The sequence below is a fragment of the Clostridium thermobutyricum DSM 4928 genome (assembly GCF_002050515.1).
GTDB lineage: Bacteria > Bacillota > Clostridia > Clostridiales > Clostridiaceae > Clostridium > Clostridium thermobutyricum.
The window spans coordinates 66,002-85,247 of the sequence record NZ_LTAY01000010.1; the positions used below are offsets into that span (position 1 = coordinate 66,002).

Sequence of the window (19,246 nt, forward strand, 5' to 3'; positions counted from 1 at the left end):
AAATTATCCTGGGCTTTTACCTTTCTTAATTATAAGAGAAACCTTGAAGGGAGGATTTAAATTTGGATTTAAAATCACTTTTAAATAAAGAGCAATACGAGGGAGCAAGTACAGTAGAAGGGCAAGTACTTATTCTTGCAGGAGCGGGTTCAGGAAAAACTAGAGTTTTAACTTATAGAATGGCACATATGATAGATGATTTAGGAATATTCCCATGGAAGATATTAGCTATTACATTTACAAATAAAGCAGCAAAAGAAATGAGAGATAGAGTACGTTCAATAATTGGAGAAAAAGCAGACTCAATGTGGATATCAACTTTCCATTCAACTTGCGTTCGTATATTAAGAAGAGATATAGAAAAATTAGGTTATAAATCAAGTTTTACTATTTATGATACATCAGATCAAAAAGTTCTTTTAAAAGAATGTATGAAAGCACTTAATATAAATGAAAAAGATATAACACTTCAAGAGGTTATGGGTAAAATAGGAAGAGCAAAAGATACTATGCAAACACCTGCAAGCTTTATGAGAGAACATGAGCAAAATTTTAGAGAAAAGAAAATAGCAGATGTTTATCAAATGTATCAAAAGAGATTAAAAGAAAATAATGCTTTAGATTTTGATGATTTAATATTTAAAACAGTTGAACTATTTAAAACAAGTGAAGAAACATTAGAGTTTTATCAAAATAAATTCCAATATATTATGGTAGATGAGTACCAAGATACGAATGGTGCTCAATATGAATTAGTTAAAATGTTAGCTAAGAAATATAAGAATATTTGTGTTGTTGGAGATGATGACCAATGTATTTACCAATGGAGAGGTGCAGATATTCAAAATATACTTGATTTTGAAAAGGATTATCCTGATTGTAAGGTTATAAAACTTGAACAAAATTATCGTTCAAAAGGAAATATATTAGATGCTGCAAATGAGGTTATAGTTAACAACTCTAGAAGAAAAGATAAAGCATTAAGAACAGAACAAGAATCAGGAAGTAAAATAAAAATATATAGAGCTTTTTCAGATAAAGAAGAAGGAGATTTTGCTGCTAGAGAAATAAAGGATATTATCTCAAAAGAAGAAGATGCAAATTATAGAGATTTTGCAGTACTTTACAGAACAAATGCTCAATCGCGTACATTTGAGGAATGTTTTAGAAGAAGAGGGATACCATATAAAATTATTGGTGGAACTAAATTCTATGACAGAAAAGAAATAAAGGATATGCTTGCATATTTAAAAGTATTAGTTAACCCTCAAGATGATGTAAGTATAAAGAGAATAATAAATGTTCCAAAGAGAAGTATAGGAGCAGCAACAATTGATAAAGTGCAAACTTTTGCTGAAGAGTTTGGATTAAATCTTTGGGATGCATTAAGTGAAGTTAGAACAATTAGCACTTTAACAGCTAGAAATTGTACTTCAATTGAAAAGTTTACTAGCCTTATGGATAATTTTATGATTCTTGCAGAAACTATGCCACCATCAATGTTAATAGAAAACATATTAAAAGAAAGTGGATATTTAGCAGAATTAGAAAAATCAAATGAAATAGAAGATAAGAGTAGAATAGAAAACCTTAAAGAACTTGTATCAGATGCTGTTGATTTTGAAAAGAGTAATCCAGAAAATAATACACTTGCAGATTACTTAGAGCAAGTGGCACTTGTTCAAGATGCGGATAAAGCTGATGAAGAGGCAGATAGTGTTGTTTTAATGACTCTTCATAGTGCAAAAGGATTAGAATTTCCATATGTATTTATGGTTGGAATGGAAAATGGATTATTCCCAAGTGCAAGTGATATAAATGATCCAAGTCAAATGGAAGAATCAAGAAGACTTTGTTATGTTGGAATAACAAGAGCAAAAGAAGTTCTTTATATGACTTCAGCTGAAAAAAGACTTCTTTTTGGTAGAATAACTTCATATAGTCAATCAGATTTTATAAATGAAATAAGATTTGATTTAAAAGAATTCGTTAATGGAAGAAGTATAACTGGTGGAAGTACAGGGGAAAATTATTATAATTCGCCTACAAAATTAAATTCAAATCCACATAGCTTAAGAAATCAAATAATGGGAAGAAATCAAAATACTATTGGAAGAAAAACAAGTATACCATCTAGCACTTCAAGTTCTAATAGCAAAGGAAATTTAGCAAATGCTAATAATATTTCATTGGGGAAAAAAGTTAGACATGAAAAGTTTGGAACTGGAACTGTAGTTTCTGTATCTGAATCTAATGGAGATAAAAAGCTTACAATAGCATTTGATAAACAAGGAGTTAAGAATTTAATGTTATCAATGGCTAAATTAGAATTAATTTAATAAAAATATTCTTATAAATAATAATATAAAAATGTATAATAAATTTATAGGATTATAAAGTGGAGGTAATTAGCTTTGGATAAAAGAGAATTAATGGAAGCTCTAGTAGAAGAGTTGAATAGATATGCATATGAATATTATTCCTTAGATAATCCAACTGTTAGTGATAAAGAATATGATTTAAAATATGATGAATTAGTAAGTCTTGAAAAAGAGATAGGAATAGTTTTACCATATTCTCCGACAGTGAGAGTAGGAGATACAATCTTAGAAGGATTTTCGAAATATACTCACAAAGCTAAACTTTGGAGTTTAGATAAAGCTCAAAGTATTGAAGGTATAGTAGAATGGCATAATAGAAATTTAAAATTCGTAAATGAAATGAGAGCTAAAGGTGAAGATTTACCAGATTTAAAATATATAGTTACTAAGAAATTTGATGGACTTACAGTAAATCTTACTTATAATGAAGAAGGAATATTAGAAATAGGAGCAACAAGAGGAACAGGAGCAGTTGGAGAAAATGTAACAGCTCAAGTTAAAACTATAAAAAGTATTCCATTAAAAATAAATTCAAATGATGTTTTTGAAATCCACGGTGAAGCTGTTATGACAACAGAAGCTTTTGAAAAGTATAATGAAACAGCTACTACTCCATTGAAAAATCTTAGAAATGGGGCAGCAGGAGCATTAAGAAATCTTAATGTTAAAGAAACTGCTAGAAGAAATCTTTCAGCATTCTTTTATGATATAGGCTACAAAGAAGGTGAACCTTTTAAAACTTATGTTGAAATGTTAGATTTTATAAGAGAAAAAGGATTTCCAATAGATGATTATGTTGTTGAATGCTCAACAATTGAAGATATTCAAAAAGAAATTGATTATATAAAAGATATAAGATTTTCTTTAAACTATGATATTGATGGTCTTGTAATAGCAATTGATGATATAAGGACAAGAGAACTTTTAGGATATACAGTGAAATTTCCTAAATGGGCAATTGCATATAAATTTGAAGCACAAGAAGCAACTACAGAACTATTAGATGTTGAATGGAATGTTGGAAGAAGTGGTAGAGTTTCACCTACTGCAATATTAGAACCAGTAGAACTTGCAGGAGTTACTGTAAAGAGAGCTACTCTTAATAATATGGATGACATAAAGAAAAAGGGAGTAAGAATTGGTTCAAAAGTATTTGTAAGAAGATCTAATGATGTTATTCCTGAAATAATGGGGACAGTTCAAGATAGTATAGATGGATCAAAGGAAATATTACCACCTGAAACTTGTCCAGCTTGTGGAAGTCATTTAAGTTTAATAGGAGCACATTATTTCTGTGAAAATACTTTATCTTGTAAACCTCAAATGGTTAAAACAATAGTTCATTATGGTTCAAGAGAAGCAATGAATATAGCAGGCTTTTCAGAAAGGACAGCAGAACAATTATTTGAAAAATTAGATATAAAATCAATATGTGACCTTTATAAATTAAATAAAGAAGATTTAATAGGATTAGAAAAGTTTGGTCCTAAAAAAGCACAAAATCTTTTAGACGCAATAGAAAATAGTAAAGATTGTTCATTAGAAGCATTTATATATTCCTTAGGAATACAAAATGTAGGAGCTAAAACAGCAAGGGATTTAGTAAATACATTTAAATCAATAGAAGGATTAAAAAATGCTAAATTTGAAGATTTAGTTCTTGTACCTGATATAGGAGATATAGTAGCACAAAATGTTATGGACTTCTTTAGAGAAGAAAAAGTAATTCAAACAATTGATGAGCTTTTAGCACTTGGTGTAAATCCTCATTTTGAAGAGAAAGAAATAACAGAGAGTGCATTCTCAGGAAAGACTGTAGTAGTTACAGGTACTATGGAGAAATATTCAAGAAAAGAAATAAAAGAAAAATTAGAATCATTAGGAGCAAAAGTTGCTGGAAGCGTAAGCAAGAAAACAGATTTTGTTGTTTATGGAGCAGAAGCAGGCTCAAAATTAACTAAAGCAGAAGAATTAGGAGTAAAAACTATTTCAGAAGAAGAATTTGAAAACATGATTTAGGAGATTGAAGGATGAAGAAATTAGTAAATGCATTAGGAATTGCTATGAGTATAGTATCAGGAGTAGTAATAATATGCACATTTTTAACTTCATATCAATTTATATATTTAGGAGATATGTTTACTACCTACTTTACATTACAAGTATGTCTAGGAATAACCATGGGATTATGGGCAATAAAATTTTGGCTAGAGGAACTTGGAACTAAAAAATATATATATCCACTTATTTGCTTAGGAATAAGCTTTTCTTCAGTATTTTTTATATTAAGTGCTGTTAGATAATAAAAGAGAGCTACGTTTAATTAACGTGGCTCTCTTTTTTCAAAATCTTGAATATTTTCAAATTCTGAAATATCTAAAAGTTCTGCTACATCTTCTACAAAATCATTTTCTTCTCTATGTTTTTTTGAATTAGCAATTATGCTTAATTTTTGATTTATCTTTTCAAGTATGTAATTCTTATATCTTAATTGATTGTATGATTTTAATGCAACTATGAAAAGCCAGATGCCAATAAACATAAATGTTAGCATAAACACTATACCTATAATTGCAATTGTGACTACTAAAAAAGTCATTGTTAGACCTCCCCTATGTGATAATTAATTATATCATAAATATTATATAACTTTAACAAAATAAATCTATATTATTCACCTATATGTTTACAATTTTAGAAAAATGTTAATAATCATAATAATTAAGAAGAGTGAGGAGATATTATGATAAAAAAGATAATATTAACAGTTTTGGGGTCAACAATAGTAGGACTAGTTTTGTTAAGTTTTATAGATGTATATCAAGAGCAAGATACAAAAGAAGTAAGTGCATTTACATATGCTTTAGGCAATATAAATAATGATTTAAGAGATGTTACAAACCTTTCTATGAGAGAAAAAGATATTATAACAGCCACAAGTAAATCATTAGTAAGTAAAAATAGTGACGGAAAAATAGAAAATGAACTTTCACAAGAAGTTAAAGTAAAAGATGATAATATTGAGTATGAATTTATTCTTAAAGATGATATTAAATGGAGTGATGGTACTCAAATACTCCCAGTTCAAATAATAGATTTTTTTAAGGAATTATTAATATCAGAGGAAGAAAAAAATATAGAACCTATTTTAAATATATATGGAGCAAGAGAATTTAGAGAGTCTAATGGAAATGATACTAGTAAACTTGCTTTAATTGAAGGAGATAACTCTATAATAATTAGATTGAATTCTAAAGATAAAGATTTTTTAGAGAAACTTACAAATCCTGTATATAAATTAAGAAAAAACTTAGATATGTGGAAAGATATAAAATCATATCATGATAATATAGCTTATTCAGGAGATTATGTAATAGATACTGTTTCAGATGAAGAGATAATACTAAAAAGAGTAAATTATTTAAATGAGAATATTCCACAAGAAATTAATATTATAAGGAATATGAGTGAAGAGGTTTCAATGGCAAAGTTTGAAACAGGAGAAGTTGATGTTGTTGTTAATCCACCATCTAAGCAGTTAAATAGGTTAGAAGCAGAAGGAAGATTAAAAACCTTTAATGCTAATAAAGGAAAATATATATATTTAAATTCAAATGATAAAGGATTAGACTTTGAATCAAGAAAAGCAGTTTATAAGACTTTAAATAATGTTATAGAAACTTATCATAAAGAAAATGAGCATTATATTGAAGTAGCAGAATATAGTTACTTTTTAGAAGATAAAAAGAATTTAAATAGTATACAAGAGAGAAAAGTTCAAACCACAAAGATAAATAAAGAATTACCTAAAATAGTTACTTTATTAGCATTAGATACTCAAGAAAATAGAAGCTTATGCTCATATATAGGAGAATGGTTTAAAAATAATACTAAAACATCATTAAGGTATACGTTAGTAAATGAAGATGAATATAAAAATATAGCTTTGAGAGATAGATATGATATAACTTTAATAGATATAGATTTATCAGCTAATAATAGAGAAAAAACATTTTCTGATTTAGAATATTGGTATAATGATAATGAAAAAAAGTTATTTGAAAAAGAAAATAATAAAAATAATTCAGAGTTTAGAGAGTTAGAAAATACTTTATTTTCGAATTATAGGATATTACCTTTGTTTTTCGAAAATAAAAATGTAGCTATATCAAATAAAGTAAAAGAAATAAACTTTGACTATTATGGCAATATTCAATTTACGAAATTAAAAAATAAATAAAAAAACCACAGAAAAAACTGTGGTTTTTTTTTAATTAGGAATAGTTTCTGTAACTATTTCAGCATTAACGTATTCAGTTTCATCTTCGTCAGTGACAGGTTCACTTGATACTTGACTTTCTTCTTCATTTAAAGATAAACAATCATAGAAATTATCTTTTAACATAAATAAGAATAAGAATAATATAAACATATTTTTGCTACTATCAAATGTTTTTTTAGGTATTTCAAATTTATCTTTTTTAGGAGAGTAAGTGATTCCTTTTAAAATGATAGAAGCAATTCCATTTTCCTCAGGACTAGTTAAATTTGGCATAGAGAAAAATGTTTCATCTAACATATCCTTAGAAAGAGTTGTAAATTTCTTATATCGCTCTTTGTCATCTAAAGTTGGAGCTTTTGGCCAACTAGTTATAATTCCAGAGTTTAATATATATTTTTTATAAATGTTTGAAATCATATTTTTATATTCTTTTGACTTGTCAGTTTTAGTTGAATATAAAACAATAGCTAAGAAATAAAATGTTATATCAAAAGAAGAATATTTTATTTCTTTTTTGTCAGTAAGCTTTTGGATTATATTTTCTTCTTCATTATAAAGAGATATAAGTTTTTCCATTATTTCATCACATTTTTCTTTAAACATAAATAATCCAGTATGTTCATAGGAATACATTAAATTAATTGCAAAAATACAGCAAGAATCAAATGAATTAACATAATAATCTTTTTCATTAAACTTATTTGTTAAAAACTCACATAAATCAGTTATTAAAGGAATTATAGTTTGATTATTAGAGTATGAAAAGAAAATATTAAAAGCTATTAAAGTTTTACAACCTTCATCAAATGATAAATCATATAAAGCATCTTTATAGTCAATAAACATTTGCAATATTTGATTTGAAAAGTTTTCGTAATCTTTTTTAGTTTCATCATCTGAAGTAACCAATGAATGCATATAATAAGCAGTCATCATAAATGCTTGGTCACTAAAAACAAATTTTCTATCTTTATCTATTAAATTTGCATCTTTATTACTAGTTGAAAAAATATTTTTTTTCGTAACAAAAATACCTTCATTATTTCTAAGATTGTTATAATAGAATTCTAATTGTTCTTTAGATATGTTTTTAAAGAATTTATCTAAAGCTTTCTCATTTGAGTCATCACTAAATCTTGAATAATAATCTGAAAGCTCTAATAGTGACATAGTCATTAAAGCATTAGTTGAAGGATTTATTTCTCTTTTAAAAGAAGAAGAATCAAATCCTTGAGAAGCTTTATTGTGTATAAAAACTGGTGAAGCTTTTTTATAGATACATAAAAGTGGAGAATACTTTTGTATGCCTAATTTTTCTAAAGAAGAATCTTTTTTTGAATTTCTAAGAGGAGATATACATCCACATCTAGAATTTAAAACAAGACTTTTTATTGATTCTTTAGAAAAATGAAAAAGCTGTCCACAGATTTCTTCTTGGGATAGACTATTCATTCTAAAAAATGGTCCTATATATTTCAAAACATTTCACCTCGTATATAATTCTCATATTAATAATATGAAATAAAATTTCAAAATGTGAATTAATTTAAAAAATAATTAGTGTTAAATTATAGGAGATATATACATAATCTTTTGTAGAAGTGATATCATATAAGATATTAGGCAGAAAATAATAAAAGATATAGATTAGGATGGTGAATTTAGTGCGAATTGATGGAAGAAAAAATGAGCAAATAAGAAATGTAAAAGTAACTAGAGGATACACTAAGTATGCTGAAGGTTCTGTATATATAGAAGTTGGAGATACAAAGGTATTATGTAATGTATCAATAGAAGATAAAGTCCCACCATTTTTAAAAGGAAAAGGTGAAGGATGGATAACAGCAGAATATAATATGCTTCCAAGATCTACAGGAGTAAGAAAAGTAAGAGATATTGCAAGACTTAAAATAGATGGAAGAACAATGGAAATACAAAGACTTATAGGAAGAGCTTTAAGATCAGTAGTAAATTTAAAAGCTTTAGGAGAAAAAACATTATGGGTTGACTGTGATGTAATACAAGCAGATGGAGGAACAAGAACTACTTCAATTTCAGGAGCTTTTATAGCATTAGTTGATGCAGTAAATAAGATTCACAAAGAAAAACCATTTAAAGTTTATCCAATAAGAAATTTTGTTGCAGCAACAAGTGTAGGAATAGTTAATGATGAAAAAGTTATTGATCTATGTTATGAAGAAGATTCAACAGCAAAAGTTGATATGAATATAATTGGAACTGAAGATGGTGAATTTGTTGAAATTCAAGGAACTGGAGAAGAAAGTCCAATGACAAGACAAGAACTAAATGAACTTTTAGATTTAGGAGAAAAAGGATTAAAGCAAATGATTACTATACAAAAAAATGCATTAAAGATGGATGCATTATGGATAGGAACAGGAGAGTAGTAATGAAAAAATTAATATTAGCTAGTAATAATAAAAAAAAGATAGAAGAAATAAAAGGAATATTAGAAGATTTAAATTTAGAGGTTAAATCTTTAAAAGATGAAGGTATAAATATAGAAGTAGAAGAAGATGGGAAGACATTTAAAGAAAATTCATTCAAAAAAGCAAATGAAATAAAGGAATACTTATTAAAAAAAGGTGAAAAAGATTTTATAGTAATGGCTGATGATTCAGGATTAGAAGTAGATTATTTAAATGGAGAACCAGGAGTATATTCAGCAAGATATGCAGGAGAGCATGGAAATGATGATAAAAATAATAAAAAGCTTTTAAAAGTACTAGAAGGAGTAGAAGACAAAGATAGGGGAGCAAGATTTGTTTGTCATATAACATTAATAAATGATTTAGGTAAATCCACAGATTTTGCGGGAACAGTAAATGGAAGAATAATAAAAGCGTTAAATGGGAAAGGTGGATTTGGATATGATCCATTATTTTTTAACGAAGAAATAAATAAAACTTTTGGAGAAGCTACTAAAGAAGAAAAAAATAAGGTAAGTCATAGAGGAAAAGCTTTAAAAATATTAAAAGAAGAAATACAAAAAGTTTTGTAAGAGGTAGAGGAGGTGAATAACCTTAAAGTAAATATACTTTAAGGGAAAGGATGTTAATAGGAGTAGTTAGTGATACACATTGTATAAATAAATACATACAATTAGCAGTAGAGAAAATAAAGAATGTAGATATATTAATACATTTAGGGGATAATTCTAGTGATATAGAACAATTTAAAAAGGTTTTTAATGGAGAAATATATGTTGTAGATGGAAATTGTGATTATAGAGGAGAATACCCTAAAGAATTAATTATAGATGTGAATAGTAAAAAAATATTTTTAACTCATGGAGATCTCTATGGAGTTAAGAGTGGATTAAATAATATATTCTATAAGGGTAAAGAATTAGGAGCAGATATAGTTTTATATGGACATAGCCACATAGAGGGTATAGAAAGAGTAGAGGATATACTTATAATGAACCCAGGTAGTACATCTATTCCAAAAGGGAAAGGTCATTCAATTGGCTTTATAGAAATAGATGATAGTGGAAATATAGATGCTAAAATTGAATACCTGTTGAAATAAAATAACGCACAATAATTATATATATTAAAATAAAGTTTATTAGTAAAATTAAAGTTTATTAGTAAAATGAAAATTAAATAATAGATAAAAAGTCTCTAATAAAAAAATTATTATTTTTTATTAGAGACTTTTATTTAAATAAAATAAATCAAAAAATAGATTCATTTAGAATAGAATTGAGTATTAATTAATTTGTTATGTAGTTTATTTTTATGAAAATTTTCAATAAATACAGAATAAATTAAAAGTATATATAATATAGAATAAAAGTAGTGTTAATAAATTAATAAATAATGACAATGTATTATGATTAAATTGTTAAAAAGAAAAGTTGAAGAGTGATAAAGAGTAAAACAAAATAAAAAATATAAAAAAATACAAAAAAACTATTGACTCTTATCAAATGATAATGTAGAATAGTCCTTGTCGTTGAGGGAACGAAACGATGAAATGAAAACGGGGTGTGGCGCAGATGGTAGCGCGCATGGTTTGGGACCATGAGGTCGCAGGTTCGAGACCTGTCACCCCGACCATTTAAATTAACTTCTTTTAAAAAAGAGGTTGACAAAAAAATAAAAGGTTGTATAATTAATAAGGCAGACAACTTCAAATGATATTGTTAAAGACATGTGCGGGTATCGTATATCGGTAATACTCCAGCCTTCCAAGCTGGAAAGGTGGGTTCGATTCCCACTACCCGCTCCATATCAATTTAATATTGATAAGACAATATACTTAACAGAATAATATGCGGGTATCGTATATCGGTAATACTCCAGCCTTCCAAGCTGGAAAGGTGGGTTCGATTCCCACTACCCGCTCCACACGCGTCTTTAGCTCAGCTGGATAGAGCAACGCCCTTCTAAGGCGTGGGCCAGGAGTTCGAATCTCTTAAGACGCACCATTTCGGGGTGTGGCGCAGATGGTAGCGCGCATGGTTTGGGACCATGAGGTCGCAGGTTCGAGACCTGTCACCCCGACCATTTAAAAATAAATATAATATGCGGGTATCGTATATCGGTAATACTCCAGCCTTCCAAGCTGGAAAGGTGGGTTCGATTCCCACTACCCGCTCCATATGCGTCTTTAGCTCAGCTGGATAGAGCAACGCCCTTCTAAGGCGTGGGCCAGGAGTTCGAATCTCTTAAGACGCACCATTTGGTGGACGTAGTTCAGTTGGTAGAGCGCCAGATTGTGGTTCTGGTTGTCGTGGGTTCGAGTCCCATCGTCCACCCCATTTAGGGATATCGCCAAGCGGTAAGGCACCACACTTTGACTGTGGCACTCGTAGGTTCAAATCCTGCTATCCCTGCCAAATATGGTTCACTAGCTCAGTCGGTAGAGCACATGACTTTTAATCATGGTGTCCGGGGTTCGATTCCCCGGTGAGCCACCATTAATTATGAATATGCAGATGTGGCGGAATTGGCAGACGCACTAGACTTAGGATCTAGCGCCTTTGGCGTGGGGGTTCGACTCCCTTCATCTGCACCATAATTAATCTTTAATAAAATTAAAAGAAAATATGCAAAAGTGGCTCAATGGTAGAGCGCCACCTTGCCAAGGTGGACGTTGCGGGTTCGAGTCCCGTCTTTTGCTCCAAGTATGCGGGTATCGTATATCGGTAATACTCCAGCCTTCCAAGCTGGAAAGGTGGGTTCGATTCCCACTACCCGCTCCACACGCGTCTTTAGCTCAGCTGGATAGAGCAACGCCCTTCTAAGGCGTGGGCCAGGAGTTCGAATCTCTTAAGACGCACCATTTAATTGGTCTCGTTAGCTCAGTTGGTAGAGCACCTGACTCTTAATCAGGGTGTCTAGGGTTCGATCCCCTAACGAGGCACCAAATCGAGGTGGACGTAGTTCAGTTGGTAGAGCGCCAGATTGTGGTTCTGGTTGTCGTGGGTTCGAGTCCCATCGTCCACCCCACTTAGGGATATCGCCAAGCGGTAAGGCACCACACTTTGACTGTGGCACTCGTAGGTTCAAATCCTGCTATCCCTGCCAAATACGGTTCACTAGCTCAGTCGGTAGAGCACATGACTTTTAATCATGGTGTCCGGGGTTCGATTCCCCGGTGAGCCACCATTAATTATGAATATGCAGATGTGGCGGAATTGGCAGACGCACTAGACTTAGGATCTAGCGCCTTTGGCGTGGGGGTTCGACTCCCTTCATCTGCACCATAATTAATCTTATAAATATGCGGGTATCGTATATCGGTAATACTCCAGCCTTCCAAGCTGGAAAGGTGGGTTCGATTCCCACTACCCGCTCCATTAAAACAACTTATAATATGTAAGTTGTTTTTTTATTCGCTTTTTACTGTAAATAAAAGATAAATATTCACAAAAATTGAAAATTGTCCACAGAATACAATAAAAAAATGAAGTTTAATCACTAAAACTGTGGATAAATTTGTTTAATTCCATAAGCATCTATAGCTCAGCTGGATAGAGCGATGGACTTCGAATCCACAGGTCGTGAGTTCGAATCTCACTAGATGTACCAATACCAAGGGGTAAAGGAAGTAGGGTAATAAATTTACCCCTTTTTTTACCCCTTATAGTTTTTTTATAGATATTTTTACAATAAATTTTGGTAAAATAATAATAAAAAAGAGCGTTTAATTTTTTAATTAACGCTCATTGATAAATATAAATCATTCAATTTATTTGAAACAATTTCTTTAGTATTAGAAAGAACGTGAGTATAAGTATCTAATGTGGTAGATATATTACTATGACCTAATAGTGTTTGAACAGTTTTAGGATTTTCTCCAAGTTCAAATAATCTAGTTGCAAAAGTATGTCTTAGGTCATGAAATTTTCTAATTGGCAAATTATTTTTTTCTAATACTTTTTTAAATTTTTTTCTTACCATACTACTATCTAAATAATTACCATATGTATTACAAAATACAAGGTTATTATTATGATAAAGATTTGCGAGTAAAAGTCTATTTTTAGATTGATTTATTTTATATTCTTTTAATTTATCTTTTAAAAATAAAGGAAGAGGAATAGTTCTAATACTATTAACTGTTTTAGGTGTTTGAACTGAAACAAATCCTTTTCCTCTTCCATTAGTATCTACAGGAGCTATATACTTGACAGTTTTATTTATTGAAATGGTATTATTCTCGAAATCTATATCATTCCAAGTTAAAGCCAATAATTCTCCTTGCCTCATTCCAGTATTGAGGGCAGTGAGGAATAATATTTCTAAATCATTTCCTATTATAGAATTTATAAATTTATTTTGTTCATCTATTGTAAAAGGATTAATTTTATTTTTACTATTCAATTTATCTTCTTCTTTTTTAGTTGGTAATATTATAGCTTTTGTAAAGTCTTTAATAATTAAATTATTATTATAAGCATATCTAATGCTAGGAGCTATAATTTTATTTAATTGAGTAATAGTAGTTACTGAAATACCTTTTTTTATTAGTGAATTATAGTATTTTTGAATATCTGTTTGTGATATATCTTTAATTTTTAGTTTTGATAATTCACTATTTTTTATATAATTTCTATAAAGACCTTCATACCTTTCTTTGGTAGAAGGTTTTTTATTTATAAAATTTACTTCAAATAGCCAGTTTACAAAAAAATTCTCAAAACTTTCTTTTTCATCTTTTATATTATGGTCAAGTTCATAAGTAATATCTTTAATTTTCTTATTTAATTCTTTTACTGTGGTACCATATAAATCTTTGGGAGATTTTAAATTTTTATGTCTTAATCTAAAAAAGTAATATTCTTTATTATTAATTATTCTTTTTCTAAAAGTTGTTTTAGCCATTAATTACACCTTCTAACAAATTAAAGTGATTTTTTATTATTTAATATTTTAAATACTTCAAATTCAAAAAAGTCAGCTATCTTATAAATGATATCCTCTTTTTCTTCATCTGTAATGTTTTTTGTATCTATATTTTTAGAAGTTGAAGATATTATAAACTTTGATATATTATCAAATAAACATTTTGAATTTAAATGAGAATTACAAGAAAATTCGTTATTATTACTATTAATATTTTTAATGTCAATAGTTAATTGTTTATTATCTGGAATATTAAAAATTTCAAAATCATTTAAAAGTGCTTCAGTGTTTCTTTTTCTAATAGCTTTAGATATGTCATTATTGTTTTTAACAAAGTCTTTAATACTATAAATAATAGATAAAGAGGATATTATGATTTGTAAATCTTCATCTGAAAAAACTTTATTAAATGTATCTAAATTGGGGTAAATAATATCTCTAATAGAGTTTAAATTTGTTAAGCTATTTGTTTTAATCTGATTTATTAGCATATAAAGTACCTCAAGAGAATTAATACTATTTATTTTTTTTAATTCTTGAGAGGGGTTTTTATTGAATATATTAAAAATTTGTTCAAGAGTTTCTAGTTTAGGAACTCTTTTACCACGTTCATATTGCGAAATCGCTTGTTCTGTTAAATTTAATTTATCTGACAATTCTTTAATTGTCATATTAGATTGTTTTCTTAGATTGCGAATAGAATCACCGATAGTATTATACAATTTAATCACCTCTATACTTATTATACATAACAAAAGAATTATTTAAACAGTAAATGTTAAAATTTTAGATAAAAATGTTGACAATTAAACATTATATGTTTAATATAAAGTTATAACTTAACACTAAGTGATTAAAAAATACTATTAATTCTAAAATATACAAATTTTTTTTATTAATTTAACAGAATATGATTAGGAGGAGTGCTTATGAATTTAAATATAAAGATGACAAGAATAAAAAGGGGAATTAAACAAGAAGAATTAAGCAAAATGATTGGAGTTAGTAGAAGTAAATTATCTATGTTAGAAAATGGAAACTTTAGTAATTTAACATATCCATTAATGTTTAAAATATCAAAAGCTTTAGGTGTTAGTGTTCAAGAGTTATTTTTTGATAAAGAAAATTAAGATTACGAGGAGAGAAGATAAATGAATATACAAGAGAAAATATTAATTACACCAAAAGAAGCAAAGGGACTTTTAGGAATTGGAACAAATGCTATATATGATTTATGCAAAGATAAGAATTTTCCAAGTGTATATATAGGAGGAAGAATTTATATAAATAAAGATAAATTGCAAGAATGGGCTGATAAAATGTGCAGCTAAAATGGACAAGCATTAGAATGAATAAAAATTATATTAAATAAAACTAATGATTAAAAGGAGAGTAAAAATGAGTTTAAAACTATTTGAAAAATATATAAAGATATGTAAGGAATTAAATAAAAAACCAACGTTAAAAGGTGCTAATGAATTTAAAAATATATTTAGATAGGAATTAACGAGTGAAGATAATATAAAAAAACACATTGGATAAGTTGCAGTCCCAATGTGTTTAAATTTAGAAATTTTTTAAATTTGAAATAGAGGAATAAACCTCTTTACATAATGTTATCTTCTTTCAATTAAAAAGTCAATATTATGATGATTTTAGGGCTTTGAAGTCCTTGTAATAGGTATTAACTTAAGAACCATATTAAATAACTAATGAATAGAAAGAAAGGTAAGAGGTTAGAAAAGTATGATATATAGAGAGAAAAAAATATATAGTGGAGATATGTTTGAGGCAGAAATATATCCAATAACTATATATGAAAGAAATCAAAGCAGAAGAAAAAAGAATAAGATAAGTTCTAAGGAGCAAAAGAATTTAAATGGGAAAAATGCAACTAAGAAGTTAATAAGATTAATAAATACCAATTTTACAAATAAAGACTTATTCGCTACTTATACATACGATAAAGAACACTTACCAAATTCATTAGAACAAGCTAAGAGAGATATAAAAAATCATATAAGAAGTATAAGAAGATACCTAAAGAAAAATAACTTGCCGGAGTTAAAATATATAGCAGTTATTGAGCATAAAGAAGGTAAACAAGCTATAAGAATACATCACCATATGGTATTGAGTGGTGATATAGATAGAGATACTTTAGAGAAACTATGGAAGAAAGGAAGGTGTAACACTCATAGGCTACAATCAAATGAATTTGGATATGAAGGGTTGGCAAGATATATAGCAAAAGACCCAAAAGGGGCTAAAAGGTGGATACCTTCAAGAAATTTAAAGAAACCTAAAATAAGTATAAATGATTTTAAATATAGTAAAAGAAAAGTGGAAAATATATCAAAGAGCCAAGGAGAGAGAGAGTTGTTTGAAAGTTTATATAAAGGATATATATTTAGAGATTATAAAGTTGAGGTAAATGACGTTATGGGAACAATATCAATTTATATAAAAATGCAAAAGATAAAAAAATGAATTTAAGTTAAAAAAATAAATAGATTAATTATTATAAATGTAATATTCGGTTGGATATATCTTTGATAATTAGAGGAGGAATTTAAAAATGAACAATAATATTGAAAATTTAGATAAGGGAATTGAATTACTAAAATTACTTAAAGAATTAGAAAAATATAGTCCTGAAAGTATAAAAAAAATACTCAAATTACTTAAACAATAAAAATTAGATAGGTTAATTATATGACTAAAGATGAAGTTAAAAATTAGTGTATATCTTAAAGTAATACTATATTTAGTTGGATATACCTTTGATAATTAGAGGAGGAATTTAAAAATGAACAATAGTATTAAAAATTTAGACAAGGAAAGTGAAAAAATAATATTAGATATGAAATATTTAAAAGATAATAATCCAAAAGAATTTAATAAAATAAAATCTTTTGTAATAGAGCAATACAATAAAAAATTGAAATAGGTGTATTATATGACTAAAGATGAAGTTAAAAATATAGAGAAAAAAATTAAGGCTTATTTTAAAAATAGTAATGTAATAGATTATAAGAAAAGAATAGAGAAGTTAAAACGAGATATAGAAAAAATAGATAGAAAGATAGTTAACCTTGACTTTAATTTTGAAGAAGAGGGGTTTGAGAGAAAATTTTCAGAAGTTAAAAATACAAATATTTATGGTAGCAAAGTAGAAAGAGAAATGATAAAGAAAATAGATGAACTAGAAGGATATAAGAAGTATTTTAAAATAAGAATTATTGAGTTTGAGAGTTTAATAACAAAAATAGAATTAGAAAATACAATTATAGAAAATATATTATCTAGGTTATCAGATATGGAAATAAGTATAGTTAAATTAAAGTATAAAAAGGGTAAATCTAATAGATTTATAGCGATTGAGTTATATTTAACAGAACCTACACTTTGTAGAAAAATAAAGAATATTTTAAGTAAAATAAATGAGGAGTATAAAGAATATGACAAGAATGACAATAAAGTATGATAACTTTGAAGAAGTAGAAACTATTATATGTATATTACAAGATAAAGTTGAAATAAAAAAGATAAGCAAGGAATATGAAAAAGGTAAACATAAAAAGGTTTACATTGATGTAGTGAAATCTATTTGAATAAGAAAAAAAGATATGATATAATAAATAAAAATGAATAAATAAAGTAAGTACCCTATTATAGAAATATAATGGACGGCATATAAGCCACGGGAAACAATTAATTAGTGTAAATACTAATATTGTTTCCTGTGGCTTTTTTTATTATTAGGAGGTTTTTAAGTGAATGATAAAGCAAAAGAAAAAAGAAAAGAGTATTACAGAAAATGGCGTAAAAAAAATAAAGAAAAAATAAGGAAATATAATTCTAATTATTGGGAACGCAAAGCAATTAAAGAAAATAGAGATAAAAAAGGAGAATAAAGAATGAAAAGAAAAATTTTAAGAGAAGAAATAGTAGAATTAACTTCAGAGTTAAGAGGTTTTGTAGATAATAAAGAGGTAGAAAAAGCAAAAGAAATAAGAGAAAAAATAATTAAGAAAAAAGAAGAATTAAGGAGAGAAGAAGAAATAGCAGAGATAGAAAAACAAAAATTAATAGCACAAGCAAGGGGAGTAAAATTAGAAGAGGGAAGAATGTTAAATACTGATAGTATTAAACTTATAGAAAAAAGACAGAGTTTTTATGATAATGTAATAAAAAGAAATGAGAATACAAAAAGATTAAGTATAGGAAAATATGTAAAAGGAATGTTAATGGGGGATTGGGACGGAGCAAAAGATGAGATGATTGCATATAGGTCATTAAATACGACAACTGGTGCTACGATTATACCTAATACGTTATCAGCTAATATAATTGATTTAGCCAGACCTAAAATGGCTTTAGGCGATATACCTATAATACCAATGGATACAAATAATATTACTATAGCAAAGATAAAAGAAGACCCAAAGTTTGGATTTAAGGCAGAATTACAGAGTGTAGAAAGTAGTGCAATGACATTTGAGCCGATAGAATTAAAATCAAAAATGGTATATGGATTAATGCAAATATCTTTAGAATTATTAGAGAGTGCACAAAATATAGATAGTATTATTCAAGAAGCAATGTCAAATGCTATAGCACAGGCTATAGATGAAAAAGGGTTATATGGGAAAGGGGTTCAAGGAAATTTAACTACAGTAGATTTAGGAGATGAACAAAAAGTTATAACAAATGAACCAAAAGGAATATTAACATATGATACTATAAATACAATAGAAAGTGATAATATAAATAGTACTAAGTATGTATCATTTATAAAAGGAATAGGGGAGATAACTAAAGCAAATGGAACACCAAATATAATAACATATAATAGTAATATAGATACAGAAATTAGCTTATTAACTGATTCAACTGGACAACCCTTAAATGCTCCGAAAAAAATGGAAACAATGAATTATGTAATTAGTAATAATATTCAAGATAATCAAGCATTAATATATGATAGTAATGCTATTGTTATGGGTATACAAAATAGAATACTGTTAGAGGTGTCTAGAGATAAAGGGTTTAGTGATGGTTCAGTGTGGTTTAGAGCCTATGCAATGGTTGACTTTGCAGTATTAAAACCTAAGCATATAACAAAAATAACTTATAAAGAATAATCAATTATTAAATATAGAAATTAAGAGAGCTTTTATTACAAAGGCTCTTTTATTTTT

19 protein-coding genes and 21 tRNA genes are annotated in these 19,246 nt (G+C 27.7%); 36 read left to right on the top strand and 4 right to left on the bottom strand.

All coding sequences use genetic code 11. The features are described from left to right. Positions 1-62 precede the first annotated feature (62 nt). The 3 genes from pcrA to CLTHE_RS00860 all read left to right on the top strand — a co-directional run bounded on the left by pcrA (position 63) and on the right by CLTHE_RS00860 (position 4,684). A complete protein-coding gene (pcrA, locus tag CLTHE_RS00850) occupies positions 63-2,339 on the top strand; it encodes a DNA helicase PcrA (RefSeq protein WP_080021584.1) in 2,277 nt (758 codons plus the stop codon). Positions 2,340-2,432: 93 nt separating this feature from the next. Then, positions 2,433-4,400 carry an NAD-dependent DNA ligase LigA gene (gene ligA / locus CLTHE_RS00855; protein WP_207651182.1) on the top strand — a complete coding sequence of 656 codons (1,968 nt, stop codon included), beginning with the start codon at positions 2,433-2,435 and terminating at the stop codon, positions 4,398-4,400. 11 nt (positions 4,401-4,411) lie between these two features. Continuing rightward, positions 4,412-4,684: a hypothetical protein gene (locus tag CLTHE_RS00860; RefSeq protein WP_080021586.1), complete on the top strand. Its 273-nt coding sequence runs from the start codon at positions 4,412-4,414 to the stop codon at positions 4,682-4,684. A 20-nt stretch (positions 4,685-4,704) separates the two neighbouring features. Here the strand turns inward: CLTHE_RS00860 and CLTHE_RS00865 are convergent, their stop codons facing one another. Next, complete coding sequence (locus CLTHE_RS00865; protein ID WP_080021587.1) at positions 4,705-4,980, bottom strand: hypothetical protein; 276 nt, start codon at positions 4,978-4,980, stop codon at positions 4,705-4,707. A gap of 144 nt (positions 4,981-5,124) precedes the next feature. Here CLTHE_RS00865 and CLTHE_RS00870 point away from each other — a divergent pair, with 144 nt between their 5' ends. Then, a complete protein-coding gene (locus CLTHE_RS00870; protein ID WP_080021588.1) occupies positions 5,125-6,621 on the top strand; it encodes an ABC transporter substrate-binding protein in 1,497 nt (498 codons plus the stop codon). Positions 6,622-6,651: 30 nt separating this feature from the next. Here the strand turns inward: CLTHE_RS00870 and CLTHE_RS00875 are convergent, their stop codons facing one another. Further along, on the bottom strand, positions 6,652-8,142 hold the full coding sequence (locus CLTHE_RS00875; RefSeq protein WP_080021589.1) for a hypothetical protein: 1,491 nt from the start codon (positions 8,140-8,142) through the stop codon (positions 6,652-6,654). A gap of 185 nt (positions 8,143-8,327) precedes the next feature. On the opposite strand from CLTHE_RS00875, the gene rph reads away from it, so the two are divergent. From rph to CLTHE_RS00995, 24 genes are all read left to right on the top strand, one after another. Next, positions 8,328-9,071: a ribonuclease PH gene (gene rph / locus CLTHE_RS00880; RefSeq protein ID WP_080021590.1), complete on the top strand. Its 744-nt coding sequence runs from the start codon at positions 8,328-8,330 to the stop codon at positions 9,069-9,071. 2 nt (positions 9,072-9,073) lie between these two features. Then, complete coding sequence (locus CLTHE_RS00885) at positions 9,074-9,685, top strand: XTP/dITP diphosphatase (RefSeq protein ID WP_080021591.1); 612 nt, start codon at positions 9,074-9,076, stop codon at positions 9,683-9,685. Between the two features lie 50 nt (positions 9,686-9,735). Next, positions 9,736-10,215: a metallophosphoesterase gene (locus tag CLTHE_RS00890; RefSeq protein WP_080021592.1), complete on the top strand. Its 480-nt coding sequence runs from the start codon at positions 9,736-9,738 to the stop codon at positions 10,213-10,215. A gap of 457 nt (positions 10,216-10,672) precedes the next feature. Then, positions 10,673-10,748, top strand: a tRNA-Pro gene (locus CLTHE_RS00895). Between the two features lie 98 nt (positions 10,749-10,846). Then, positions 10,847-10,920: transfer RNA gene (locus CLTHE_RS00900), tRNA-Gly, on the top strand. A gap of 45 nt (positions 10,921-10,965) precedes the next feature. Next, positions 10,966-11,039, top strand: a tRNA-Gly gene (locus tag CLTHE_RS00905). Between the two features lie 3 nt (positions 11,040-11,042). Further along, positions 11,043-11,119 (top strand) — tRNA-Arg (locus CLTHE_RS00910). A gap of 3 nt (positions 11,120-11,122) precedes the next feature. Further along, positions 11,123-11,198, top strand: a tRNA-Pro gene (locus tag CLTHE_RS00915). Positions 11,199-11,218: 20 nt separating this feature from the next. Further along, positions 11,219-11,292 (top strand) — tRNA-Gly (locus tag CLTHE_RS00920). Between the two features lie 3 nt (positions 11,293-11,295). Then, positions 11,296-11,372, top strand: a tRNA-Arg gene (locus CLTHE_RS00925). Positions 11,373-11,376: 4 nt separating this feature from the next. Continuing rightward, positions 11,377-11,452: transfer RNA gene (locus CLTHE_RS00930), tRNA-His, on the top strand. A gap of 3 nt (positions 11,453-11,455) precedes the next feature. Then, positions 11,456-11,530, top strand: a tRNA-Gln gene (locus CLTHE_RS00935). Between the two features lie 5 nt (positions 11,531-11,535). After that, a tRNA-Lys gene (locus tag CLTHE_RS00940) sits at positions 11,536-11,611 on the top strand. 14 nt (positions 11,612-11,625) lie between these two features. Continuing rightward, positions 11,626-11,709, top strand: a tRNA-Leu gene (locus CLTHE_RS00945). Positions 11,710-11,742: 33 nt separating this feature from the next. Continuing rightward, positions 11,743-11,817, top strand: a tRNA-Gly gene (locus tag CLTHE_RS00950). A 5-nt stretch (positions 11,818-11,822) separates the two neighbouring features. Beyond that, a tRNA-Gly gene (locus tag CLTHE_RS00955) sits at positions 11,823-11,896 on the top strand. 3 nt (positions 11,897-11,899) lie between these two features. Further along, a tRNA-Arg gene (locus CLTHE_RS00960) sits at positions 11,900-11,976 on the top strand. Between the two features lie 8 nt (positions 11,977-11,984). Further along, positions 11,985-12,060: transfer RNA gene (locus tag CLTHE_RS00965), tRNA-Lys, on the top strand. A 7-nt stretch (positions 12,061-12,067) separates the two neighbouring features. Then, positions 12,068-12,143, top strand: a tRNA-His gene (locus CLTHE_RS00970). 3 nt (positions 12,144-12,146) lie between these two features. Continuing rightward, positions 12,147-12,221, top strand: a tRNA-Gln gene (locus tag CLTHE_RS00975). Between the two features lie 5 nt (positions 12,222-12,226). Beyond that, positions 12,227-12,302 (top strand) — tRNA-Lys (locus CLTHE_RS00980). A 14-nt stretch (positions 12,303-12,316) separates the two neighbouring features. After that, positions 12,317-12,400 (top strand) — tRNA-Leu (locus tag CLTHE_RS00985). A gap of 19 nt (positions 12,401-12,419) precedes the next feature. After that, positions 12,420-12,493 (top strand) — tRNA-Gly (locus CLTHE_RS00990). A 155-nt stretch (positions 12,494-12,648) separates the two neighbouring features. Then, positions 12,649-12,725, top strand: a tRNA-Arg gene (locus tag CLTHE_RS00995). Positions 12,726-12,848: 123 nt separating this feature from the next. Here CLTHE_RS00995 and CLTHE_RS01000 read toward each other — a convergent pair. Next, a complete protein-coding gene (locus tag CLTHE_RS01000) occupies positions 12,849-14,021 on the bottom strand; it encodes a tyrosine-type recombinase/integrase (protein WP_080021593.1) in 1,173 nt (390 codons plus the stop codon). Positions 14,022-14,041: 20 nt separating this feature from the next. After that, positions 14,042-14,764, bottom strand: coding sequence for a helix-turn-helix domain-containing protein (locus CLTHE_RS01005; protein WP_143324003.1), 723 nt, complete (start codon positions 14,762-14,764; stop codon positions 14,042-14,044). A 207-nt stretch (positions 14,765-14,971) separates the two neighbouring features. Between CLTHE_RS01005 and CLTHE_RS01010 the strand changes: the two genes are divergently transcribed. From CLTHE_RS01010 to CLTHE_RS01030, 8 genes are all read left to right on the top strand, one after another. Beyond that, complete coding sequence (locus tag CLTHE_RS01010; protein ID WP_080021595.1) at positions 14,972-15,172, top strand: helix-turn-helix transcriptional regulator; 201 nt, start codon at positions 14,972-14,974, stop codon at positions 15,170-15,172. A 21-nt stretch (positions 15,173-15,193) separates the two neighbouring features. After that, the gene (locus CLTHE_RS01015; RefSeq protein ID WP_080021596.1) at positions 15,194-15,373 is read left to right on the top strand and encodes a helix-turn-helix domain-containing protein; all 180 of its coding nucleotides are present in this window, start codon (positions 15,194-15,196) and stop codon (positions 15,371-15,373) included. A 415-nt stretch (positions 15,374-15,788) separates the two neighbouring features. Then, on the top strand, positions 15,789-16,532 hold the full coding sequence (locus CLTHE_RS01020) for a rolling circle replication-associated protein (RefSeq protein ID WP_080021597.1): 744 nt from the start codon (positions 15,789-15,791) through the stop codon (positions 16,530-16,532). A 319-nt stretch (positions 16,533-16,851) separates the two neighbouring features. Beyond that, positions 16,852-16,992, top strand: coding sequence for a hypothetical protein (locus CLTHE_RS16590; RefSeq protein ID WP_158082634.1), 141 nt, complete (start codon positions 16,852-16,854; stop codon positions 16,990-16,992). Positions 16,993-17,001: 9 nt separating this feature from the next. Next, complete coding sequence (locus CLTHE_RS01025) at positions 17,002-17,529, top strand: helix-turn-helix domain-containing protein (RefSeq protein WP_080021598.1); 528 nt, start codon at positions 17,002-17,004, stop codon at positions 17,527-17,529. Then, the gene (locus CLTHE_RS16850) at positions 17,504-17,656 is read left to right on the top strand and encodes a hypothetical protein (RefSeq protein ID WP_169840771.1); all 153 of its coding nucleotides are present in this window, start codon (positions 17,504-17,506) and stop codon (positions 17,654-17,656) included. The genes CLTHE_RS01025 and CLTHE_RS16850 overlap by 26 nt, the downstream gene beginning before the upstream one ends. A 162-nt stretch (positions 17,657-17,818) precedes the next feature. Then, positions 17,819-17,959 carry a hypothetical protein gene (locus tag CLTHE_RS16855; RefSeq protein WP_169840773.1) on the top strand — a complete coding sequence of 47 codons (141 nt, stop codon included), beginning with the start codon at positions 17,819-17,821 and terminating at the stop codon, positions 17,957-17,959. Positions 17,960-17,962: 3 nt separating this feature from the next. Next, positions 17,963-19,189: a phage major capsid protein gene (locus CLTHE_RS01030; protein ID WP_080021599.1), complete on the top strand. Its 1,227-nt coding sequence runs from the start codon at positions 17,963-17,965 to the stop codon at positions 19,187-19,189. Positions 19,190-19,246 lie beyond the last annotated feature (57 nt).

Bases quoted from the DNA above. Each gene is read 5' to 3' on its own strand.
- CLTHE_RS00860 (WP_080021586.1), top strand. From the start codon at position 4,412: ATGAAGAAATTAGTAAATGCATTAGGAATTGCTATGAGTATAGTATCA.
- CLTHE_RS16590 (WP_158082634.1), top strand. From the start codon at position 16,852: ATGAACAATAGTATTAAAAATTTAGACAAGGAAAGTGAAAAAATAATA.
- ligA (WP_207651182.1), top strand. From the start codon at position 2,433: ATGGAAGCTCTAGTAGAAGAGTTGAATAGATATGCATATGAATATTAT.
- CLTHE_RS01000 (WP_080021593.1), bottom strand. From the start codon at position 14,021: ATGGCTAAAACAACTTTTAGAAAAAGAATAATTAATAATAAAGAATAT.
- CLTHE_RS01020 (WP_080021597.1), top strand. From the start codon at position 15,789: ATGATATATAGAGAGAAAAAAATATATAGTGGAGATATGTTTGAGGCA.
- CLTHE_RS01015 (WP_080021596.1), top strand. From the start codon at position 15,194: ATGAATATACAAGAGAAAATATTAATTACACCAAAAGAAGCAAAGGGA.
- CLTHE_RS00885 (WP_080021591.1), top strand. From the start codon at position 9,074: ATGAAAAAATTAATATTAGCTAGTAATAATAAAAAAAAGATAGAAGAA.
- CLTHE_RS00865 (WP_080021587.1), bottom strand. From the start codon at position 4,980: ATGACTTTTTTAGTAGTCACAATTGCAATTATAGGTATAGTGTTTATG.
- CLTHE_RS01030 (WP_080021599.1), top strand. From the start codon at position 17,963: ATGAAAAGAAAAATTTTAAGAGAAGAAATAGTAGAATTAACTTCAGAG.
- CLTHE_RS00870 (WP_080021588.1), top strand. From the start codon at position 5,125: ATGATAAAAAAGATAATATTAACAGTTTTGGGGTCAACAATAGTAGGA.
- CLTHE_RS00890 (WP_080021592.1), top strand. From the start codon at position 9,736: ATGTTAATAGGAGTAGTTAGTGATACACATTGTATAAATAAATACATA.
- CLTHE_RS01025 (WP_080021598.1), top strand. From the start codon at position 17,002: ATGACTAAAGATGAAGTTAAAAATATAGAGAAAAAAATTAAGGCTTAT.
- CLTHE_RS01010 (WP_080021595.1), top strand. From the start codon at position 14,972: ATGAATTTAAATATAAAGATGACAAGAATAAAAAGGGGAATTAAACAA.
- CLTHE_RS16850 (WP_169840771.1), top strand. From the start codon at position 17,504: ATGACAAGAATGACAATAAAGTATGATAACTTTGAAGAAGTAGAAACT.